Genomic DNA, 19250 nt, shown 5'->3' with positions numbered 1-19250 from the left:
AGTTTGCGCGAGAATGGAAGCGGCCTCGTTGCGTTCGCCGTTAGGCCGCCGCTTGCCTGCCGGGCGGAAAGCGATAGGGTTCTCGGGGATGGCGTGTCAACCGCGTACCACGATGCTTCCAAAGGAGGCATGCGCATGCTCGCTTCATATCTGACCCTAGCGGCCATCCTGTTCTGCGTCGGGCTATATGGCGTGCTGGCCAAACGCAACGCCGTCGTGGTGCTGCTGTCGATCGAACTGATGCTGAACGCGGCGAACGTGAATCTCGTCGCCTTCTCCAAATACGGCGTCGTCCCGTCGCTCTCCGGCCATATGTTCGCGCTCTTCTCGATCGCGGTCGGCGCGGCGGAAGCGGCGGTAGGGATCGCGATTCTGATCGCGCTATATCGGGCGCGCGGCACGGTGAACGTGGACGACTATGACGAAATGAGGGGGTAGGAGCCATGGATACGATTTTTACGCAGCTGGGCTGGCTCGTGCCGTTATTCCCGCTTGCGGCCTTCCTCATCCTGACGGCGATGGGGCGCGGCTACCGGACGCTGGCCGCATGGATCGGGACGCTGGCCGCCTTGGGCGCTTTCGTGCTATCGCTGCTTATCTGGACCGAGCGGCTGGGGCGCGACGTGCAAGATTACAGCGACGGCTTCCGCTGGCTATCCGCCGGATCGCTGCAGCTGACGCTGGGCTTCGAAATTACGAACCTGACGTCGCTCATGCTGCTGGTCGTCACCGCCGTGAGCGTGCTCGTCAATCTGTATTCGGCGGGGTACATGAAAGAAGACGAGCGGGCGACGGTCTTCTTCGGCTATGTCGCGCTTTTCACGTTCTCGATGCTGGGGCTGGTGCTGGCCGATAATTTGCTGGGACTCTATGTATTCTGGGAGCTGGTCGGCGTATGCTCCTTCCTGCTCGTCGGGTTCTGGTTCACGAAGCCGGCTGCGCGGGCCGCAGCCAAAAAAGCGTTCATCGTGACGCGGATCGGCGATGCGGGGCTGCTGCTCGGCATCATCCTGCTGTACTGGCAAATGCCAAGCCATTCGCTCGACTTCGCGAGCATCCAGAACGTGTTCCAAAGTCAAGGCGGCGCCATCGAAGCCGGGATGACGACGCTCATCGCGCTGCTCATCTTCATCGGCGCGGTGGGCAAGTCAGGCCAGTTCCCGCTGCATGTCTGGCTGCCGGACGCGATGGAAGGACCGACGCCGATCAGCGCGCTTATCCATGCGGCGACGATGGTCGCGGCGGGCGTCTTTCTGGTCGCGCGGACGTTCGATATTTTCGAAGCATCCCAGGCGGCAATGGACACGGTGGCATACATAGGCGGATTCACGGCGATCTTCGCGGCGACGATCGCGGTGGCGCAGCAGGATATGAAGCGTATTCTCGCGTATTCGACGGTGAGCCAGCTTGGCTATATGATGATGGCGCTCGGGCTCGGCTCGCTGACCGGCGGCATATTCCATCTCGTGACCCACGCGTTCTTCAAAGCGCTGCTGTTCCTCGGGGCCGGCAGCGTCATTCACGCCGTCCATACGCAGGATATTCGGCAGATGGGCGGGATCTGGCGGCGGATGCGGGTGACGTCGATTACGTTCGGCATCGGGGCGCTGGCGCTATCGGGCATTCCGCCGTTCTCGGGCTTCTGGTCCAAGGATGCGATTCTACATACGGCGCTTCAGGAGAAGCCGGTGTTGTTCGCGCTGGGGCTCGCGGCCGCTTTCCTGACCGCGTTCTATATGTCCCGCCTCTTCTTCTCCGTCTTCACCGGCAAGGCGCGGGGCAGCTCCGGCAAGGTGAAGGAGTCGCCGTGGACGATGACGCTGCCGCTAGCGGTACTCTCGGTACCCGCGGTAATGGCCGGGCTGATCGAGACGCCATGGAACAATACGCTCGGGCACTGGCTCTCCGGCGGTACGGAGACGACGCATACGGGCGGCGGGCTCGTCATGGTGGCTTCGGCCGCGGTCGGCGTGCTGGGGATTTATATCGGCTGGTTGACGTATGCGAAGGGCACGATCAACCGGGAGACGTTCACCGCTCGCGTGCCCAGACTCGTGCGGCTGCTCGGCGAAGGCTACGATGTGGATCGGCTTTACAACGCGGTATTCGTCCAAGGCGTGCGCGGAATCGGGCGCCTATTCGCGGCGATCGACGAGTATATCGTCGGCGGCGCGGTCCGTCTCGTCGGCGGGGCCGCGCTGCTCCTCGGACGCGGCGGTACGCGCCTGCATAACGGCCAAGTGCAAACGTATGGCTTGATTACGCTGTTCGGTCTCCTGGTCTTGCTCGTATCGATTGCCGGAAGGGGGTGGTGGTAGTGTTGGAGGAACTGCCGATTCTATCGATGATCACCTTCTCGCCGCTGCTTGGGCTGCTCCTTCTTCTCGTGCTGCCCAAGCAGCGAAGCCGTTGGCTGAAAATAACGGCGATCGCCGCAACCCTCGTTCCGCTCGCGCTCTCCTTATGGCTCTATGCGGATGCGAGCATCCGCTCGTCCGAAGGCATGTCCGGGTACGGCGAGTCGGTCACCTGGGTAGATGTCTCGCTCAATAAGGAAGCCGTGGGCGATGTGGCGTCGTATTCGTTCAAGCTGGCCTACCAAATGGACATCGATGGCGTATCCTTGCCGCTCGTGCTGCTGACGACGATCGTGAGCGCGATGGCGGCGTTGGCCTCGGTGCATATCAAGAAACGGTGGAAGGCGTTCTACTTTTGGTTTTTGCTGCTCGAAATCGGGATGCTGGGCGTGTTTATGGCGCGGGATTTGTTCTTATTCTTCATCTTCTTCGAGCTGACGCTCGTTCCGATGTTCTTCCTCATCGGCATCTGGGGGTTCTTCGGGCGGGAGAAGGCGGCCAGCCGGTTCTTGATCTATAACGGTCTGGGATCGGCGATCATGCTGGTCGCGTTCCTACTGCTGACGGTCACGGCGGGCTTCCATCAGGTGGAGACGGGGAGCGGGGGAGGCTTCCGGCTCGAATATAGCGGAAGCTACGCGGTGCTGCAGGAGAGCTTCGTGAACCCGGATTCGTTCATCAATCAGGCGCCGGCCGCCGGCGGCGATACCGCGATGACGACGGTGCTCAATCCGTTCTATCTGTCCGAGGCGATGCGCTGGACGATTTTCCTCCTCCTGCTCGTCGCCTTCGGGATCAAGCTGCCGATCGCGCCTTTCCACACGTGGATGCTGCGCGTGCATGCGGAGGCGCCGCCTTCGGTCGTCATGATTCATTCGGGCGTGCTGCTCAAAATGGGGGCCTACGGCCTGCTGCGCTTCGGTCTCTTCCTGTTCCCGGGGCAGGCGAGCGAGGCGGCGGTCGCGATCGCGGTGCTAGGCGCGGTCAACGTCCTGTACGGCGCGATACTGGCCATCGCGGAGAAGGATCTGAAGCTCGTGCTGGCCTACTCTTCGATTAGCCATATGGGTATCGTGCTGCTCGGCATGGCGTCCTTGAACGAGATCGGGCTGGAGGGCGCCGTCGTGCAGATGGTATCGCACGGCCTCATCTCCGCGCTGCTCTTCTTGATCGTCGGCAGCCTGCAAGAGCGGACGGACACGACGGAGCTTGCGCAGCTCGGCGGCTTGGCCCGCAGCATGCCGTTCATGAGCGGCGTCCTGCTCGCGGCGGGCATGGCGTCCCTCGGTTTGCCGGGGTTATCCGGTTTCATTGGCGAATTTCTGTCGCTGCTCGGTCTGTTCGACACGCAGCCGATTATCGTGGCCATCGCGGTGCTGGGCGTCGTCCTCGCGGCGGTCTATGTGCTGCGCGCGGTGCTGGCCATTACGTACGGTCCGCTTCCGGAGAAGTTCACGGCGCTGCGTGATGCCAGATGGATCGAAGCGGTGCCGATGATCGTGCTCCTGGCGCTGATCGTGCTCGTCGGCGTCTATCCGGCCATTCTGACCGATCCGATGGCGCATGGCTTCGACGCGCTCATTCAATTGCTGCCGGGAGGTGAGGCGTCGTGATCGCGAATCAAGAGACAACGGTGACGGCCGGCGCCTTCACGTGGAGCGATGCGTTCTATTTGGCGCCGGAAGGTCTGCTGATCGTCGTGGCGCTGCTGCTTATTCTAATCGACCTCATCCTTCCGAGCGCGTTCGGCAGGAACAAGTTGGGCTGGCTTACGCTGGCTGGACTGCTCGGATCCGGCGGGCTGGTCGTGTGGCGGATGCTGGAGATGGCGGATACGCGGGCAGAGGGGACCAGCGGCAGCGGCGTGATTCGAGTGCTGGCGGACAGCTACCGGATCGACCATTTTGCCAGTACGCTCAAGCTCCTCTTCCTGCTCGCCGCCGCGCTCGTCGTTCTCCTGAGCATGGGGGCGATGAAGCGGGAGGAGACGCCCAACCGGGGCGAATATTACTACTTGGTGCTGCCGGCCGTCGTCGGCGCGATGATCATGGTGTCCTCGGGCGATCTCATCACGCTGTATGTCGGCTTGGAGCTGCTCAGCGTCACGACCTACGTGCTCGTCGGCATGCGCAAGCTGGGGACGAAGTCGGCGGAGGCCGCGTTCAAATACGTCGTGACCGGCGGGTTGTCGTCCGCGTTCATATTGTTCGGCATGTCGTATTTGTACGGCGTGGGCGGGTCGACGAACATCGGCGCGATCGCGGGCGTCTTCCAGACGCAGGGCATCGCGGGCCTGTCGCCGCTGCTGGGCGTTGGCTTGTTCATGCTCGTTGCCGGGTTCGGCATCAAAATCGCGGCCGCGCCGTTCCACGCCTGGGCGCCGGATGTTGTGGAAGGGGCATCGTCGCCGGTCGCGGCTTTCTTGGCCGTGGTGTCCAAAGGGGCGGCGCTCGCGGTCGTCTTCCGCATCGTGTACAATATCGTCTTTTTTGCGGATTCCCCGGACGACGACGTCGCGGCGGATACGTTCCTGCTGCTGCTCGTACTGGCCGCGGCCTCGATGCTGATCGGGACGTTGACGGCGCTTCGACAGCGGCAGCTGAAACGGCTGCTCGCGTTATCCGGTGTCGCGAATGCCGGCTACCTGCTCGTGCCGATCGGATTATCGCTGAAAGGCATGCACGCTTCGAATTTCGGCGAACTGATCTTTTACTTGCTCGTGTACGCGCTCATGACGATCGGCGCCTTTGCCATCGTGGCGGCCGTGACGCAGGCGACGGACGATGAAACGTTCGGCAGTTTCGCCGGCTTGTATCACCGGGCGCCGTGGACCGCGACCGCGATGCTGGTGCTGCTCCTCTCGCTGGCGGGGCTGCCGCCGACCGGCGGATTTTTCGGCAAGCTGTTCATTCTATTCGGCGCGGCCCAATCCGGCGCGTATTGGCTGGTAGCCATCATGGCCGCGAGCAGCGTCATTTCGTATTACTTCTATTTCGCGATTGCGAGGCAAATGTTCATGCGCACCGAAGGCGAGGATACGACCGTCCCCGTATCGGGCGCGACAGGCGCCGTCATTTGGATTTGCGTGGTCGGGACGGTGGTCCTAGGCATTTGGCCGGACATGGTGTTCGACCTGGTCAACGCGCATTTTTCGATTGTTGGCGATCTGCTGATTCGGTAAGCAGTACGTCGAAGAGGGGTAGAGAGGCTTTCCTCGGGAGGGGAAGGTCTTTTTTTTTGTGAACTCGACACGGCTATGACAAGAAACTGCCGAGTATCGAACACTCTTGCAGTCGGAAATAGAATCGTCGACCGCGATTTGAAATTGCGAGATATTGCTAGCTCGCATGCTAGAGAAACTCCCTAAAAATATGGCGATTTGCATGGTATAAAGGTGAGGAACTTCGCATAGATTGGTAAGATTTACAAGATAATGGAGGCGTTGGAGAGGCGTCTTTAGCGATAATTAATATGGCTGTCTTGGGGATAAGAGGACTTATCGGGCGAAAAGTTTCATAATAACAAATTGCGGGTTAAAGGCTCAGTATGATGAACCAAATTCCATGGAGATCAGGATCACCAGATTGACGCGCAGCAATGCATCCAAGGCGGGACGATCGCCCGTGGAGGACGCGCATGGAGCCGCATGAAGATAAAGGTCAGGCGAACTGGCGGCGCGAATAAGGGCTCCTCAGCCGGTGGTCAAGGGAATGGCCAGGGCAATGGAGTAACACCTAGACAGACCTAAGCAGTGAGGGGCGCAAGGACATAAGGATATCGGATAGCCTTCATGCTCAAACGTAGTGCGTACAATGCCGATTAAATCGGGAGTTAAAGTGGAGTTTGAGATTGGGGCGGTTCTAGCAGCATCGGTCAGGTAAACAGATCTGCGGCGCCTCAGGAGGCACGAAGGATTGCGAAGTCATGAACTCCTGGTTCTTTTGACCCATGGTTTCGGTATTGGACCGATATCGCGATCAAGGTCGCGAACCCCACCCTCGTCGACTGAATTGGCTGCAGATTCGGTGAGCGAGATGACTGCGAACCGAAGGCATGCAGCGGGGGCAAGTTGTACGCGATACACAACGAGGAAGGGGCGGAAACATTTTCTTGGCGACTATCGTCTAACATCCTGGGGCGCTTCCGGCAAAGCTTGTTTGAGCGAGGCAGGTGCACTTAACAGACGATCCGCCAGACGTTTCAAGCATGATACGGGTATCTAAGGCAGGCCTTTTTCCTTACTGGCATACCGCGCGCATTCTGTTTATAATGAAACGATGGCAAAGCGGCCGAGAGCGCGCGAGCAATAAAGGCGGAGGCTAAGAAATGGACGCGGTTGTAAACGATTTTGCGGCGAGAGCCGGCATGCAGGGACTTCTTTACATCATTATCGATTTAATTTGCATTACGGTGGCCTGGTTCGTCGTGCAGGAGATTCGTCTCGACGTATTTATGAAGCGGGCTCGCAGCGTACATACGAAAACGCTCCAAATCATGTTGGCCGTTATTTTGGGACACCAGTTCGCCCGGTTTGTCCTGGATTACTGGCAATGGTCGAACCTGCTGCGGGGACTTGTCGAATAACAACATTGAAACATGTCAACAATGGGTAATACATGACGGTACGAAAAGAACTTTGGCTTACGAACAACTATTATTTACATGATTCGACAGATTTAAATTAACGCTTGTCGACTTATGTATCACGATGATATGATGAGGAATAGTGGCGCTGTTTGGGTGCCAGTTATAGGTAAAGAAAAACTGCGCGCGGAGGGAAACTTAAAGATGAGCAAAATAATCGTCCGCGGCGGTCAGCGACTAGTCGGAAACGTTCGTGTCAGCGGAGCTAAAAACGCTGTACTGCCGATACTCGCGGCCGCGTTACTTGCACAAGATGGAGAAAGCGTCATCGCCGACGTTCCATTCCTAGACGATGTAAATACAATCCAACAAGTGCTTGCCGCACTCGGGGCAAGTCTATCATACGAGAACGAAACCATGCGCATCTCCGCGCAGCAGTTGTCGTCATATGAAGCGCCTTACGATTTGGTACGCAAAATGCGCGCGTCCTTCCTCGTGATGGGGCCGCTGCTAGCGCGGCTTGGCTGCGCGAGAATTTCGCTGCCGGGCGGATGCGCCATCGGCACGCGGCCGATCGACCAGCATCTCAAAGGGTTCGAGGCCATGGGCGCCGAGATTACGCTCGGCCATGGCTTTATCGAAGCGCGCGCGAACGGAAGATTGAAAGGCGCGAAAATTTACCTTGATGTGGCCAGCGTCGGCGCGACCGAGAATATCATGATGGCCGCGGCGCTCGCACAGGGTACGACCACCATTGAGAACGCGGCGAAGGAGCCGGAGATCGTCGATCTGGCGAACTATCTCAACGCCATGGGCGCGATCGTTCGCGGCGCGGGCACAGGCGTGATTCGCATCGAGGGCGTCGAGCGTATGACGGGCGTTCGCCACACCGTCATTCCCGACCGGGTCGAGGCCGGCACGTATATGATCGCGGCGGCGATTACCGGCGGGGACGTACACGTGGAAGGTGCGATCGCTGATCACCTGGCGCCGGTCATCTCGAAGATGGAAGAGATGGGCGTCGAGATCACCGAGACGGACACGGGGCTTCATGTGCGGGCGAGCAAGCCGCTGAAGGGCGTCGACGTGAAGACGCTCCCTTACCCGGGCTTCCCGACCGACATGCAGTCGCAAATGATGGCGCTGCTCATGGTGTCGGAAGGTACCTCCGTCGTCACGGAGACCGTGTTCGAGAATCGCTTCATGCACGTGGAAGAGTTCATGAAGATGAGCGGCAGCATCAAGGTGGAAGGCCGCACGGCGATTATTAACGGCGGCGTGCCGCTTGTAGGCGCCAAGGTGTGCGCGACGGATCTGCGCGCTGGCGCGGCGCTCGTATGCGCGGCGCTCGTCGCCGACGGCGAGACAGAGGTCACGGGCATTCACCACGTGGACCGCGGTTACGTCGATATTACGGGCAAGCTGGCCAGCTTGGGCGCGATCATCGAGCGCGTCGAGCAGGCAGCGGATGCGGTGACGGCATCCGAGAAGCTGCAGACGCTGGCTTCGGGCATCGAAGCGGCCGTGAGCGCGGTAGCGGCGCAAGCGGATACGGTTCTGACGGCCGCATTGGCCTCCGATAGCGTGTCCGAGAAGAAACGCGACAAGGACGTTAGCCGATTGAAGCCGCAGCCGACATGGGCTGTGACGTAAGCGAACGAATAGACGAAAGAACCTCCATACCAGGTATGGAGGTTCTTTTTTTTGCCTCGAGTAAGCGATCCTACAGCCGTTGGCGCCGGCGCAGCAAGCGGCACAACCCGTAAGCGCTGAAGATCCCGATGGAGTCGATCAAGACGTCGATCAGCCGCCCATCCCGATTGAAGAAGGGCTGGAGGAGTTCGGTCAACAAGGCATACAACACGGCCCAGATCAGCCCGGACGGTTGTTTGCCGCCTTTCGTCAGCAGCAGCGACAGAATGAAGAAGCCGGTGACGTGACCGATTTTCTGAATGACGTACAAGTCGCTCTCCGGCATGATATCCATCAGGAATAAATCCGTTAGACGCCCGTGCGTCGTAAAGTCAAAGTGGACGTAAAAATCGCTGATCAGAAGGCTCACGCTGACCGTACAGGTCCCCACGAAGAGAACGCCGCACCACAACATAATCGCTATCATTCGCACTGGAATCACCTCTTGCCGCATCGAAATACCCCTTATATCCCTATATTCTCTAGTATTAACGCATCTTATGGACAGCTTGCCACATAGGGCGCGAACGCCAACCTACATGCAAGAAAGCCGCATCTGCCTATCTTTAGTGCAATACTATAGCACACACCGACGGGCTTCTCAAATTTTCCCCTTAAACTGACAAATCGTGGAGGCCTCTATTGCGTTCTATCCTATCATCGGGCTTCATAGGCTTATAGTGCAGGAAAGGCGACCGCTATGCTGTTGAAGCGAGGAAGGAGAGATGAGCGTGAACCGGGTCAAATGGCCATTATCGAGACGCCGCGGCTTTCGCGCGGGCAGGTGGCGTTGGTGGGCGGGTTTCGCGGCAGGTCTGTTGATGATTGGCGCAGTCAAAGGGCTGCTGTTTCCTAGTGTGCAGCCTGCCGCGTTCGATCCGATCGGGTCGATGGGGATACAGGAATCGGCCCCGCTGGAGCCCGAGAGATCGGACAATCCGAAGCTTTCTACGGGACAAGCTCCCGATCAGCCGGCATCCGCGTCCTCGGAACCGGTCGTGAACGGTCAGTCCTCAAGGGCCGAAAAAGGACCGTCCGCGTCGACGAAGACCCTCACCGACTACGAACGTCTCCGCGTGAGCGTATACATCACCGAAACCGATCGCATCGAGCGCCTCCCGATCGAGCTCTACGTGCGGGGCGTGCTGGCGGGCGAGATGCCGATCGATTTTGAATTGGAAGCGTTGAAGGCGCAAGCCATCGCGGCGCGGACTTACATTTACCGCCGATTAATGAGCGGGGACCGCAGCGGAACGCCGGACGAGCGGGCGAACGTGACGAATACGGTCCAGCATCAGGTATATATTCCGATGGCGGAACTACTGACCCGCTGGAAGGGACAGCAGAAAGAAGACAATCTCGCCAAGCTGAATCGGGCCGTCGAGGAGACGAAGGGGCAAATTATCACGTACGCGGGGGAGCCGATCCAGGCCGCGTTTTTCTCCACGAGCAATGGATACACCGAGAACGCGGCCGACTATTGGACGCTCGACGTGCCGTATTTGAAGAGCGTCGCCAGCCCGTGGGACAAGGCGATCTCCCCGCGATACAAAGAGACCGTCACCATGAAGATCGCCGATTTGGCCGACAAGCTGGGCGTGAAGAAGAGCGCGATCAGCCGCATGCGGGTGCTGGAGCGGACCGAGGGCAAGCGTATCGCGGCGGTGTCCGTGGGCGGAGAGAAACTGAGCGGGCGGGAATTTCGCGAGAAACTAGGATTAGCCTCCTCGCAATTCGCCTGGCAGCTGGACGGCAGCGAGATTCATATTACGACCTACGGATTCGGGCATGGAGTCGGCATGAGCCAATGGGGCGCGAACGGGATGGCGCAAGCCGGCGCGGACGCCAAGCGCATCCTGCTCCATTACTATTCCGGCACGCAGGTGGAGCAGGTGTCCAAATTACCCAAGGGGCTCTAGCAACTTGCAAACTTACAAGCTTGAAATTGTTGAAAGCCTCACGTATAAACTGCTAGCTTCTGGCAACAATGCTTGATGAGGTGATTAAACAATGAATGATCAAAACAAAAAACCATCGCAAGACGCTCCTAAAAACGTAGTGGGAGCCAGCAACGCCAACACATCCGCCTGGAGAAAACTGTTCTCCAAGAAATGGGCAGCACCGGCAGCATTCATGGCAGCGGCGGCAATTATCGTAACCTTAATGTGGGTCTATCAGGGGCCGGACGAGACGCCGACAATGTCGACTACGCCGGATACTGTAGCCACCACGCCGGGTACGACGGCCGAGGAAGCGACGACGCAGCCGACTGAAGAAGAAGAAGAGATTATCGTGAAGTCCGGCACGGAGACGATGCAGTGGCCGGTCGCCGACCGCAATGCGGTGAAGGTCGCCAGATCGTTCTATGACATCAACGCAACCAAAGAAGAGCGCGAGAGCGCGCTGGTGCAGATCAGCGCGGACACGATCGTCGGCAGCACGGGCATCAGCCTTGCGGCGGCGGAAGGCGACAAGTCCTTCGACGTAGCGGCGGCGCTCAGCGGCAAAGTGTTCTTGGTGGATAAACATCCGACGAACGGCAACATCGTCGAAATCAAGCACGCGGACGGACTGAAGACGGTCTACCAAAGCTTGAGCGACGTCCAAGTGAAAATCGGCGACGAAGTCGAGCAAGGCGCGATCATCGCCAAAGCGGGCCGCAACGAAATCGAGCGTCAACTGGGCAACCACCTGTTCTTCGCGGTATACCAGAATGGCACGGCGGTCAATCCGAGCACGCTGCTGGACCAACAAGCCGAATAAGCGAATGCATGTTCGAAGCAAGCCGGTCAGCCGGCTTGCCGTAAGGGCAGGGGATCCCCCTGCTCTTGCGTTATTTTCGGCCGAAACGACCCTTGTCATGAAAATATTTGCATTCCTGGGCTTGTCACGCTTGACCACAAAGAATATCTACCCGCCCCCCTCATATAATGTACCAAACTATCTCGAGTAGGGAGGCGGGAGCGTGCACGACTACATCAAAGAGCGTACGATCAAAATCGGCCGGTGCATCGTGGAAACGAAGCATACGGTGCGGACGATCGCCAAGGAGTTTGGCGTGTCCAAAAGCACGGTGCACAAGGATTTAACCGAGCGCTTGCCGGAGATAAATCCCGATTTGGCGGACCAGGTGAAACACATCCTGGAGTATCACAAATCGATCCGGCACCTCAGAGGCGGAGAAGCCACCAAAATCAAGTATAAGAAGAGCACGGGACGCAAGCGCGAAGTGGTGGCCGCGGCAAAAACGTAAGCGATTTTTTCTACAAGAATAGAGGAATTTCGTTGATTTTAGCGAATACTGTACGATATGTTACTCGGATCGACAACTATTCGCTTTGGAGGATTTCAGACGTATGTTTAGCAAGGATATCGGGATTGATTTAGGCACGGCGAACGTGTCCATTCACGTGAAAGGGAGGGGCGTCGTACTCGATGAGCCTTCGGTCGTCGCGATCGAGAGCGAGACGAAACGCGTGCTCGCCGTAGGCGAAGAAGCGCACCGGATGGTAGGCCGTACGCCAGGCAATATCATCGCCATCCGGCCGCTTCGCGACGGAGTCATTGCCGACTTCGAGATTACGGAGATCATGCTCAAGGCGTTCATCGACCGGATTGGCGGCCGCTCCTGGTACAGCCGTCCGCGCATTCTCATCTGTGCGCCGACGAACATTACATCCGTGGAGCAGAAGGCGATTCGCGAAGCGGCTGAACGCAGCGGAGCCAAAGACGTCTTTTTGGAAGAGGAGCCGAAAGCGGCGGCCATTGGCGCAGGCATGGATATTTACCAGCCGAGCGGCAACATGGTCGTCGATATCGGCGGCGGGACGACGGATGTGGCGGTCCTTTCGATGGGCGACGTCGTGACCGCCTCTTCCATTAAGGTCGCGGGGGACAAGTTCGACTCCGCGATCATGCGGTATATCAAGAATAAGTACAAGCTCCTGATCGGCGAACGGACGAGCGAAGATATCAAGATCAAGATCGGCACGGTATACGACACCGGACGCAAGGAAGAGATCGACATCCGCGGACGCGATATGGTCTCCGGCTTGCCGTTGACGGTGACGATTCATTCTGATGAAGTGCGCGAAGCGTTATGGGAGCCGGTGTCCTCGATCGTCGCGGCCGCGAAATCCGTCCTGGAGCGCACGCCGCCCGAATTGTCGGCGGACATTATCGACCGCGGTGTTATCCTGACCGGCGGTGGCGCGCTGCTGGGCGGACTGGACGCACTGCTGGCGGAAGAACTGAAAGTACCGGTGCTGATCGCGGAAGATCCGATGCACTGCGTCGTCAAAGGGACAGGCCTGCTGCTCGATTATTTGGACCGGTCGCCCCGAAAAAGATAGTATAAGAGCGGCAACTTCTGGCAGAACGTAGAGGTCGGCAGGGCGGACAAGCCCAGTGTCGGCGCGGGTAGGGCGCTTAAGGGGAGCGCGCCGAGGCGCCGATTGGACGCAAAAAGACGTGTTGCAGCTATTCAACTAGAACGGATGCGTGCCGATATAACAGATATCGAAAGCCAGACTTACGCTTATTATGCTTGCCACTGCGGGGAATCCGCCAGAGGCACTACGGGGAGGATCACCTCATGTTAAGAGGCTTATATACGGCAGCGGCGGGGATGACGGCTCAACAGCGCCGCCATGACGCGGTGACGAACAATATCTCCAACATTAATACGCCGGGGTACAAGCAGTCCAACGCGGTGACGCGCTCGTTCCCGGAGATGATGATTGCCTTGACCGAAGGCAATAGCAAGACGCCGATCGGCCGCCTGAATACGGGCGTTTTCGCCGAAGAAAGCTTATCCGTGCAGCTGCAGGGCGATCTCATGCAGACGAACCGCTCTTCCGATTTCGCGCTCATGTCGGATATCGAATTACCGGGCGTCGCGTTCGACGAGTCGGGCAAGTCCGTATCCGAAGACGGCGAGGTGACGTACCAGCCGCAAGCGTTCTTTACCGTACAGGATGCCTCCGGAGAGACGACTTATACGCGCGGCGGACGATTTACGGTGGACGACCAAGGCTACTTGACGACGGGCAACGGTTCGCAGGTGATGGGCCAAGACGGCAACCCGATTCGGCTGGCGCCGGATCAATCGATGGACAAGCTGACGGTCACAAGCGATTTCCGTCTGGTGGATCCGCTCACGGGCGAGCAGGTCGGCCAATTCATGATTTCTCGCATCAATAACCCGAACAACCTGGTACGCGCCGGCAATGGCCAATTCGCCCTGCAAGGGGACGAGCAGGCGCAGGTTGTCGGAGCCGGCGAGCGCGTCGAGCTGCGGCAAGGCTACTTGGAGCGCTCGAACGTGGACTCCGCCCAGTCGATGGTGGATTTGATGTCGGCGATGCGCGCCTACGAGGCAAACCAGAAGGTCATCCAATTCTACGACAAGAGCTTGGACAAAGCCGTCAACGAAGTAGGCCGCGTCAATTAATGTCCGTTCCGGATCAGAGTCGTCATCAAATTATTAGGAGGCATGCAGCATGAACAGCTCGATGATCAACGCCATGGTGTCGATGAACGGCTTGCAGCAGAAATTAGACCTGCTGGCGGATAACATCGCGAACGTGAATACGGTAGGATATAAACGTAAAGAGGCATCCTTCGAGGATTTGCTGACGACGATGACGCAGCAGCCCGACGAGTTCGCCCAACCGGGTCGTCGCACGCCTCTTGGTCTGAACCAAGGCTGGGGCTCGCGCCTCGTGTCGATCCAGCCGGATCTCTCGCAAGGTCCGCTGCAGCAGACGGACTTGCCGTACGATCTGGCGATAACGGGCAACGCACTGTTCGAGGTCATCACGGATGACGCCGGCACGCGGGCCTACACCCGTAACGGCGCGTTCCAGATGACGAACGACGCGGCGGGTGAAGCGATCTTGACGACGAAGGACGGCTATCCGGTCGTGGGCGCGGACGGCAACCGCATCGTGCTGCCGACGAACGCCAAGTCCGTCCGGATCGACCCGGACGGCACGATCGTGACCCAGAATCAGGCGGGCGAATTCGAAGAGATCGGCCAGCTTCGCCTGGTACAGGCGCAGAAGCCGGCCATGCTCTCGCAAGTCGCGGATAATTTATATGCGGTAAGCGACAGCTTGAACGTCGCCGACGTATTGACGGACGTCACGGGAGGCGTTGGCGGCGATATTTCGATTCGCCAAGGGTTCCTGGAACAGTCCAACGTAAATTTGACGGATGAAATGACTGAATTGACCACCGTGCAAAGGGCGTATCAGCTCACGGCAAGGGCGTTAACGTCCAGTGACACGATGATGGGGCTGGCCAACAACCTGCGCGCGTAAGAAATGAGTGTTACGGATGGATACGAAGAACGACACGGTTGTATTTGAAGGATTGGGAGCGGCGGCGGAGCGTGCCGCCTCCGCGCCGCAGGAGAGCGGCTCGGAAGCGGCTGCCGGCAAGTCCAACGGACGCACGAAGAAGCAGCAGAAGCGTGAAGCGCGTGCCCGAAGGCATCCGGCGCTTCGCGTGCTGCTGTGGGTGCTGCGCAAAAGCATCGTGCCGCTCCTGTTGCTCGCCGCGCTCCTGGGCGGCTTGTACATCGGCTACACGAAGCTCGGCGGCGGTTCGGGCGAGGACGTGTTCGAGTGGTCCACGTGGAAGCATATGTACGATCTTGTTTTTTCAAATGCATAGCCTAATAAAACCGTTTATCGCGGATTCTCGCGTTAAACGGTTTTTTTGTGCTTAGAAATCATCTTGAGTAGTTCTTAAGATCTATGAATGGTGCTAAAATGAGAGGGGAATGTATCCAATGCGCTATTAAATAGCAGTAGATTTTGTCGAATTGTGCCATTTATCATGTAGTAGATGGGAGAAAAACGACATTTTGCTTCAATTTTCATAGCGCGAGACCGATATAAATAGCATTGAAGCAGTTGGGGGAGGTACGCTCTTGAAAGCAGGATGGAAGATAGTACTGGTGGCCACGTTGATGATGACCTCGATCTATAGCCCAAGCGCGGTCAACGCGCAGCAGAGCAAGCTTGAATCGCGGCAGGGGATTCTTACCGATATCGAGGCCATTTCAATGGAGAAACAGAAGGCGATCCGAGAAGCGGTTGCGCTCGGTCTGATAACGGGTTACCCGAACGGCGAGTTTCGGCCGGAGCAGACGTTAACTCGGCAAGAGCTGGCGGTATTGTTGGCGAAAGCGCTCAAATTAGACGTCAGCACGCCGAAGTCGTCCACGTTTACGGACATCGAATCGGGCAATTGGGCCGTGAAGTACATAGAAGCGGTGAAAAACGAGGGGGTGATGGGCGGCACGGGGGCGAGCTTTCACCCTGAGCAAGGCGTATCTCGTGAAGAACTGGCGACTGTCTTGGTGCGCGTCGTGGGTGGTCTCGGGACGAAGGGGGGCAACGCCGTCCAAGCGAATGATCTGAGTACCGCGGGACGTTGGGCACAGGCATCGGTGGAAGCTTCGCTTCGGCTCGGACTGATGGATGCGGATGGCGACGGATTCGCACCGAAGAAGCCGCTCCAGCGGCAAGACATCGCCCAATTGCTCGTGGATATTTTCCCTGAAAGGGAGACGACCGGAATCATTACGAAGATCGAGGGCGACGTGATTTTCGTCGACGGCAAGCCGACGCTCGTTACGGAGGATTTGCGCCAACTGCTGTTGAACAGAGAGAATGTAGCGGCATTGGAAGGCGCGGTGCTGCGATACAAGACAGCGGTGCGGAATGTGAAGGATTTATCCGAGCTGGAGATCTTGTCCACGGGGAGCGCGAACGCGCCCGTTCCGTTGAATACGGCTGGTATGCCGGCCGGCGGACAATTGAAAGTTTCCGGGGACTATGTATCGATCACCGGGGGCGGCAGTGTTTCAGCGTTGATTATTTCGCCAAGCGCGAAGGTGACGCTCGGTAAGGGTATACATATCGAACAATTAATCATCCCCGATGGAGCGAGCTTGTCGAGCGTAATTGCGAATTACGATCAGGTGCGGGGCCAGATCGGAAAGGTGGAGACGGACAAAGGGATCGCCGTCACGCCTCCGATAACGTCAATATCAACGCCATCCGCGCCAACAACGCCATCCGTCTCCCAAGATGAATTAGACCGGCAGGCGGTAGCGGTAGATAAAGCGGCGCTCGCAATCGGCTACGCAAGCGGGGACGCGGCGAGCAACGTCACGCAGGGGCTGACGCTGCCGGTAAACGGAGCGAACGGCACCACGATTACGTGGGTAAGCGATGCGCCTGGCGTCATAACGACGAATGGCACGGTGGTGCGCCCCGCCTACACCGCGGCGGACGCGACGGTGAAGCTGACGGCGACGATCGCCCGCGGCGGAGCGAGCGAGACGCGCGAGTACACGGTGACGGTAATCAAGGCGCAGATGACAGATGCCGAGGCGGTAGCGCTAGATAAAGCGGCACTCACTATCGGTTATGCAAGCGGCGACGCGGCGAGTAATGTCACGCAGGCGCTGACGCTGCCGGTTAGCGGAGCGAACGGCACGACGATTACATGGACGAGCGACGCGCCTGGCGTCATAGCGGCGAACGGCACGGTGGTGCGCCCCGCCTACACCGCGGCGGACGCGACGGTGAAGCTGACGGCGACGATCGCCCGCGGCGGCGCGAGCGAGACGCGCGAGTACACGGTGACGGTAAGCAAGGCGCAGATGACTGATGCGGAGGCAGTAGCGCTGGACAAAGCGTCGCTCGCCATCGGCTACGCAAGCGGCGACGCGGCGAGCAACGTGACGCAAGCGCTGACGCTGCCGGTTAGCGGAGCGAACGGCACGACGATTACATGGACGAGCGACGCGCCTGGCGTCATAGCGGCGAACGGCACGGTGGTGCGCCCCGCCTACACCGCGGCGGACGCGACGGTGAAGCTGACGGCGACGATCGCCCGCGGCGGCGCGAGCGAGACGCGCGAGTACACGGTGACGGTAAGCAAGGCGCAGATGACTGATGCGGAGGCAGTAGCGCTGGACAAAGCGTCGCTCGCCATCGGCTACGCAAGCGGCGACGCGGCGAGTAATGTCACGCAGGCGCTGACGCTGCCGGTTAGCGGAGCGAACGGCACGACGATTACATGGACGAGCGACGCGCCTGGCGTCATAGCGGCGAACGGCACGGTGGTGCGCCCCGCCTACACCGCGGCGGACGCGACGGTGAAGCTGACGGCGACGATCGTCCGCGGCGGTGCAAGCGAGACGCGCGAGTACACGGTGAAGGTAATCAAGGCACAGATTACCGACGCCGAGGCGGTAGCGCTAGATAAAGCGGCGCTCGCTATCGGCTACGCAAGCGGCGACGAGGCGAGCAAAGTTACGCAGGCGCTGACGCTGCCGGTGAGCGGAGCGAACGGCACCACGATTAAGTGGGCGAGCGACGCGCCGAGCACGATCGCGGCGAACGGCACGGTGGTGCGTCCCGCCTACACCGCGGCGGACGTGACGGTGAAGCTGACGGCGACGATCGCCCGCGGCGGTGCAAGCGAAACGCGCGAGTACACGGTGACAGTAAGCAAAGCGCAGATGACTGACGCCGAGGCAGTAGCGCTGGATAAAGCGTCGCTCGCCATCGGCTACGCAAGCGGGGACGCGGCGAGCAACGTTACGCAGGCGCTGACGCTGTCGGTGAGCGGAGCGAACGGCACGACGATTACGTGGGCAAGCGATGCGCCTGGCGTCATAACGACGAACGGCACGGTGGTGCGCCCCGCCTACACCGCGGCGGACGCGACGGTGAAGCTGACGGCGACAATCGCCCGCGGAGGAGCAAGCGAGACGCGCGAGTACACGGTGACGGTATCCAAACTCGCGAATCAAGCTCCAATGGTCGCGCTACCGATCGGGGCGCAGACCCTCGTACTAGGCGATGCGATTAGTCCGATCCCGTTAAGCGGCGTATTCACGGACGCGGACGGCGACTCGCTGACTATCGTTCCGGTGTCTTCGGACGCGTCGATTGCGACCGTTACGATCAACAATGATGAGCTCAACATCACGGCCAGCGCCACGGGCGCGGTTACCATTACGCTCACGGCCAATGACGGAAATGGCGGGATAGCGACCTTGATGTTTAATATCACGGTTACATCCGGCACGGTGCAAGCCAAACAGTTGTTTATTTCCGAGCTGCATTGGGGAGAAGGCTTTACGCAAGCGATCGAATTCTTTAATCCGACGGGGGATGCGGTGTCATATTCTCGCATAAAGCTGCTCATCGGCGGCGAGGAAGTTGATTTCTCGCAGGTGAACGGAACGGAGATCGCAGCGGGCGGAACATTGGTCGTAGCCAACAGTCTAGGCGATTTTACAGATTCGGATTTCTACTATACGTTTCTATCGTTCGATCTTGAGAGCACGGATCCGGTCATGGTCGCCTTATATTGCGATGATCAACTGATCGATACGGTCTATCTGACGCCGCAGTTCAGCCAGCGACGCGACCCGGCTACCTTCATCGGCAGTACAACCTACGATTCTGCCCAATGGACAGTTCAGCCCCAAAATACGGACAGCGCAGATTTGGGTAAGTTCGGCGTAGAATAGCGGCAATCGCCCATCGGTTCAAGCAGCCTTAGTTCCTCAACGAGCTAAGGCTG

15 protein-coding genes are annotated in these 19250 nt (G+C 58.9%); 14 read left to right on the top strand and 1 reads right to left on the bottom strand.

The window, feature by feature from the left end:
* Positions 1 to 135: 135 nt before the first annotated feature.
* The 6 genes from nuoK (at position 136) to murA (ending at position 8594) form a co-directional block, all read left to right on the top strand.
* Positions 136 to 438 carry an NADH-quinone oxidoreductase subunit NuoK gene (gene nuoK, locus ACFSKT_RS28110; protein ID WP_377719067.1) on the top strand — a complete coding sequence of 101 codons (303 nt, stop codon included), beginning with the start codon at positions 136 to 138 and terminating at the stop codon, positions 436 to 438.
* A 5-nt stretch (positions 439 to 443) separates the two neighbouring features.
* Positions 444 to 2318: an NADH-quinone oxidoreductase subunit L gene (nuoL, locus tag ACFSKT_RS28105; RefSeq protein ID WP_377719066.1), complete on the top strand. Its 1875-nt coding sequence runs from the start codon at positions 444 to 446 to the stop codon at positions 2316 to 2318.
* 26 nt (positions 2319 to 2344) lie between these two features.
* Complete coding sequence (locus ACFSKT_RS28100) at positions 2345 to 3970, top strand: complex I subunit 4 family protein (RefSeq protein WP_377719412.1); 1626 nt, start codon at positions 2345 to 2347, stop codon at positions 3968 to 3970.
* Entirely contained in the window at positions 3967 to 5538 is a 1572-nt protein-coding gene (locus ACFSKT_RS28095) for an NADH-quinone oxidoreductase subunit N (RefSeq protein WP_377719065.1), read from the top strand. The genes ACFSKT_RS28100 and ACFSKT_RS28095 overlap by 4 nt, the downstream gene beginning before the upstream one ends.
* Positions 5539 to 6683: 1145 nt before the next feature.
* The gene (locus ACFSKT_RS28090; protein WP_377719064.1) at positions 6684 to 6941 is read left to right on the top strand and encodes a DUF1146 domain-containing protein; all 258 of its coding nucleotides are present in this window, start codon (positions 6684 to 6686) and stop codon (positions 6939 to 6941) included.
* Between the two features lie 204 nt (positions 6942 to 7145).
* Positions 7146 to 8594 (top strand): UDP-N-acetylglucosamine 1-carboxyvinyltransferase, encoded by a 1449-nt coding sequence (gene murA / locus ACFSKT_RS28085; protein ID WP_377719063.1) that lies wholly within the window; start codon positions 7146 to 7148, stop codon positions 8592 to 8594.
* Positions 8595 to 8664: 70 nt separating this feature from the next.
* Here murA and ACFSKT_RS28080 read toward each other — a convergent pair whose 3' ends face one another.
* Entirely contained in the window at positions 8665 to 9060 is a 396-nt protein-coding gene (locus ACFSKT_RS28080; protein ID WP_377719062.1) for a VanZ family protein, read from the bottom strand.
* Positions 9061 to 9364: 304 nt separating this feature from the next.
* Here ACFSKT_RS28080 and spoIID point away from each other — a divergent pair, with 304 nt between their 5' ends.
* The 8 genes from spoIID to ACFSKT_RS28040 all read left to right on the top strand — a co-directional run bounded on the left by spoIID (position 9365) and on the right by ACFSKT_RS28040 (position 19197).
* Positions 9365 to 10552, top strand: coding sequence for a stage II sporulation protein D (spoIID, locus tag ACFSKT_RS28075; RefSeq protein WP_377719061.1), 1188 nt, complete (start codon positions 9365 to 9367; stop codon positions 10550 to 10552).
* Positions 10553 to 10643: 91 nt separating this feature from the next.
* On the top strand, positions 10644 to 11396 hold the full coding sequence (locus ACFSKT_RS28070; protein ID WP_377719060.1) for a peptidoglycan DD-metalloendopeptidase family protein: 753 nt from the start codon (positions 10644 to 10646) through the stop codon (positions 11394 to 11396).
* 202 nt (positions 11397 to 11598) lie between these two features.
* A complete protein-coding gene (gene spoIIID / locus ACFSKT_RS28065; protein ID WP_148929602.1) occupies positions 11599 to 11886 on the top strand; it encodes a sporulation transcriptional regulator SpoIIID in 288 nt (95 codons plus the stop codon).
* A 103-nt stretch (positions 11887 to 11989) separates the two neighbouring features.
* Positions 11990 to 12985, top strand: coding sequence for a rod shape-determining protein MreB (mreB, locus tag ACFSKT_RS28060; RefSeq protein WP_377719059.1), 996 nt, complete (start codon positions 11990 to 11992; stop codon positions 12983 to 12985).
* Positions 12986 to 13227: 242 nt separating this feature from the next.
* Positions 13228 to 14085: a flagellar hook-basal body protein gene (locus ACFSKT_RS28055; RefSeq protein WP_377719058.1), complete on the top strand. Its 858-nt coding sequence runs from the start codon at positions 13228 to 13230 to the stop codon at positions 14083 to 14085.
* 49 nt (positions 14086 to 14134) lie between these two features.
* Positions 14135 to 14956, top strand: coding sequence for a flagellar hook-basal body protein (locus ACFSKT_RS28050; protein WP_377719057.1), 822 nt, complete (start codon positions 14135 to 14137; stop codon positions 14954 to 14956).
* 16 nt (positions 14957 to 14972) lie between these two features.
* Positions 14973 to 15311 carry a DNA-directed RNA polymerase subunit beta gene (locus tag ACFSKT_RS28045; RefSeq protein WP_377719056.1) on the top strand — a complete coding sequence of 113 codons (339 nt, stop codon included), beginning with the start codon at positions 14973 to 14975 and terminating at the stop codon, positions 15309 to 15311.
* A 259-nt stretch (positions 15312 to 15570) separates the two neighbouring features.
* Positions 15571 to 19197, top strand: coding sequence for an immunoglobulin-like domain-containing protein (locus ACFSKT_RS28040; RefSeq protein ID WP_377776373.1), 3627 nt, complete (start codon positions 15571 to 15573; stop codon positions 19195 to 19197).
* Positions 19198 to 19250 lie beyond the last annotated feature (53 nt).

This window comes from Paenibacillus xanthanilyticus (assembly GCF_042682185.1).
In the GTDB taxonomy this organism is placed as follows: Bacteria; Bacillota; Bacilli; order Paenibacillales; family Paenibacillaceae; genus Paenibacillus_Z; species Paenibacillus_Z xanthanilyticus.
Note: the sequence above shows the minus strand (reverse complement) of the source record. Positions and strands in the feature narration are given on the sequence as shown.

What these genes read in the sequence shown, in the direction of transcription:
- ACFSKT_RS28055 (WP_377719058.1), top strand. Translation starts at nt 13,228, where the DNA reads ATGTTAAGAGGCTTATATACGGCAGCGGCGGGGATGACGGCTCAACAG.
- nuoL (WP_377719066.1), top strand. Translation starts at nt 444, where the DNA reads ATGGATACGATTTTTACGCAGCTGGGCTGGCTCGTGCCGTTATTCCCG.
- murA (WP_377719063.1), top strand. Translation starts at nt 7,146, where the DNA reads ATGAGCAAAATAATCGTCCGCGGCGGTCAGCGACTAGTCGGAAACGTT.
- ACFSKT_RS28070 (WP_377719060.1), top strand. Translation starts at nt 10,644, where the DNA reads ATGAATGATCAAAACAAAAAACCATCGCAAGACGCTCCTAAAAACGTA.
- ACFSKT_RS28080 (WP_377719062.1), bottom strand. Translation starts at nt 9,060, where the DNA reads ATGATAGCGATTATGTTGTGGTGCGGCGTTCTCTTCGTGGGGACCTGT.
- ACFSKT_RS28090 (WP_377719064.1), top strand. Translation starts at nt 6,684, where the DNA reads ATGGACGCGGTTGTAAACGATTTTGCGGCGAGAGCCGGCATGCAGGGA.
- ACFSKT_RS28050 (WP_377719057.1), top strand. Translation starts at nt 14,135, where the DNA reads ATGAACAGCTCGATGATCAACGCCATGGTGTCGATGAACGGCTTGCAG.
- ACFSKT_RS28100 (WP_377719412.1), top strand. Translation starts at nt 2,345, where the DNA reads ATGATCACCTTCTCGCCGCTGCTTGGGCTGCTCCTTCTTCTCGTGCTG.
- ACFSKT_RS28045 (WP_377719056.1), top strand. Translation starts at nt 14,973, where the DNA reads ATGGATACGAAGAACGACACGGTTGTATTTGAAGGATTGGGAGCGGCG.
- nuoK (WP_377719067.1), top strand. Translation starts at nt 136, where the DNA reads ATGCTCGCTTCATATCTGACCCTAGCGGCCATCCTGTTCTGCGTCGGG.
- mreB (WP_377719059.1), top strand. Translation starts at nt 11,990, where the DNA reads ATGTTTAGCAAGGATATCGGGATTGATTTAGGCACGGCGAACGTGTCC.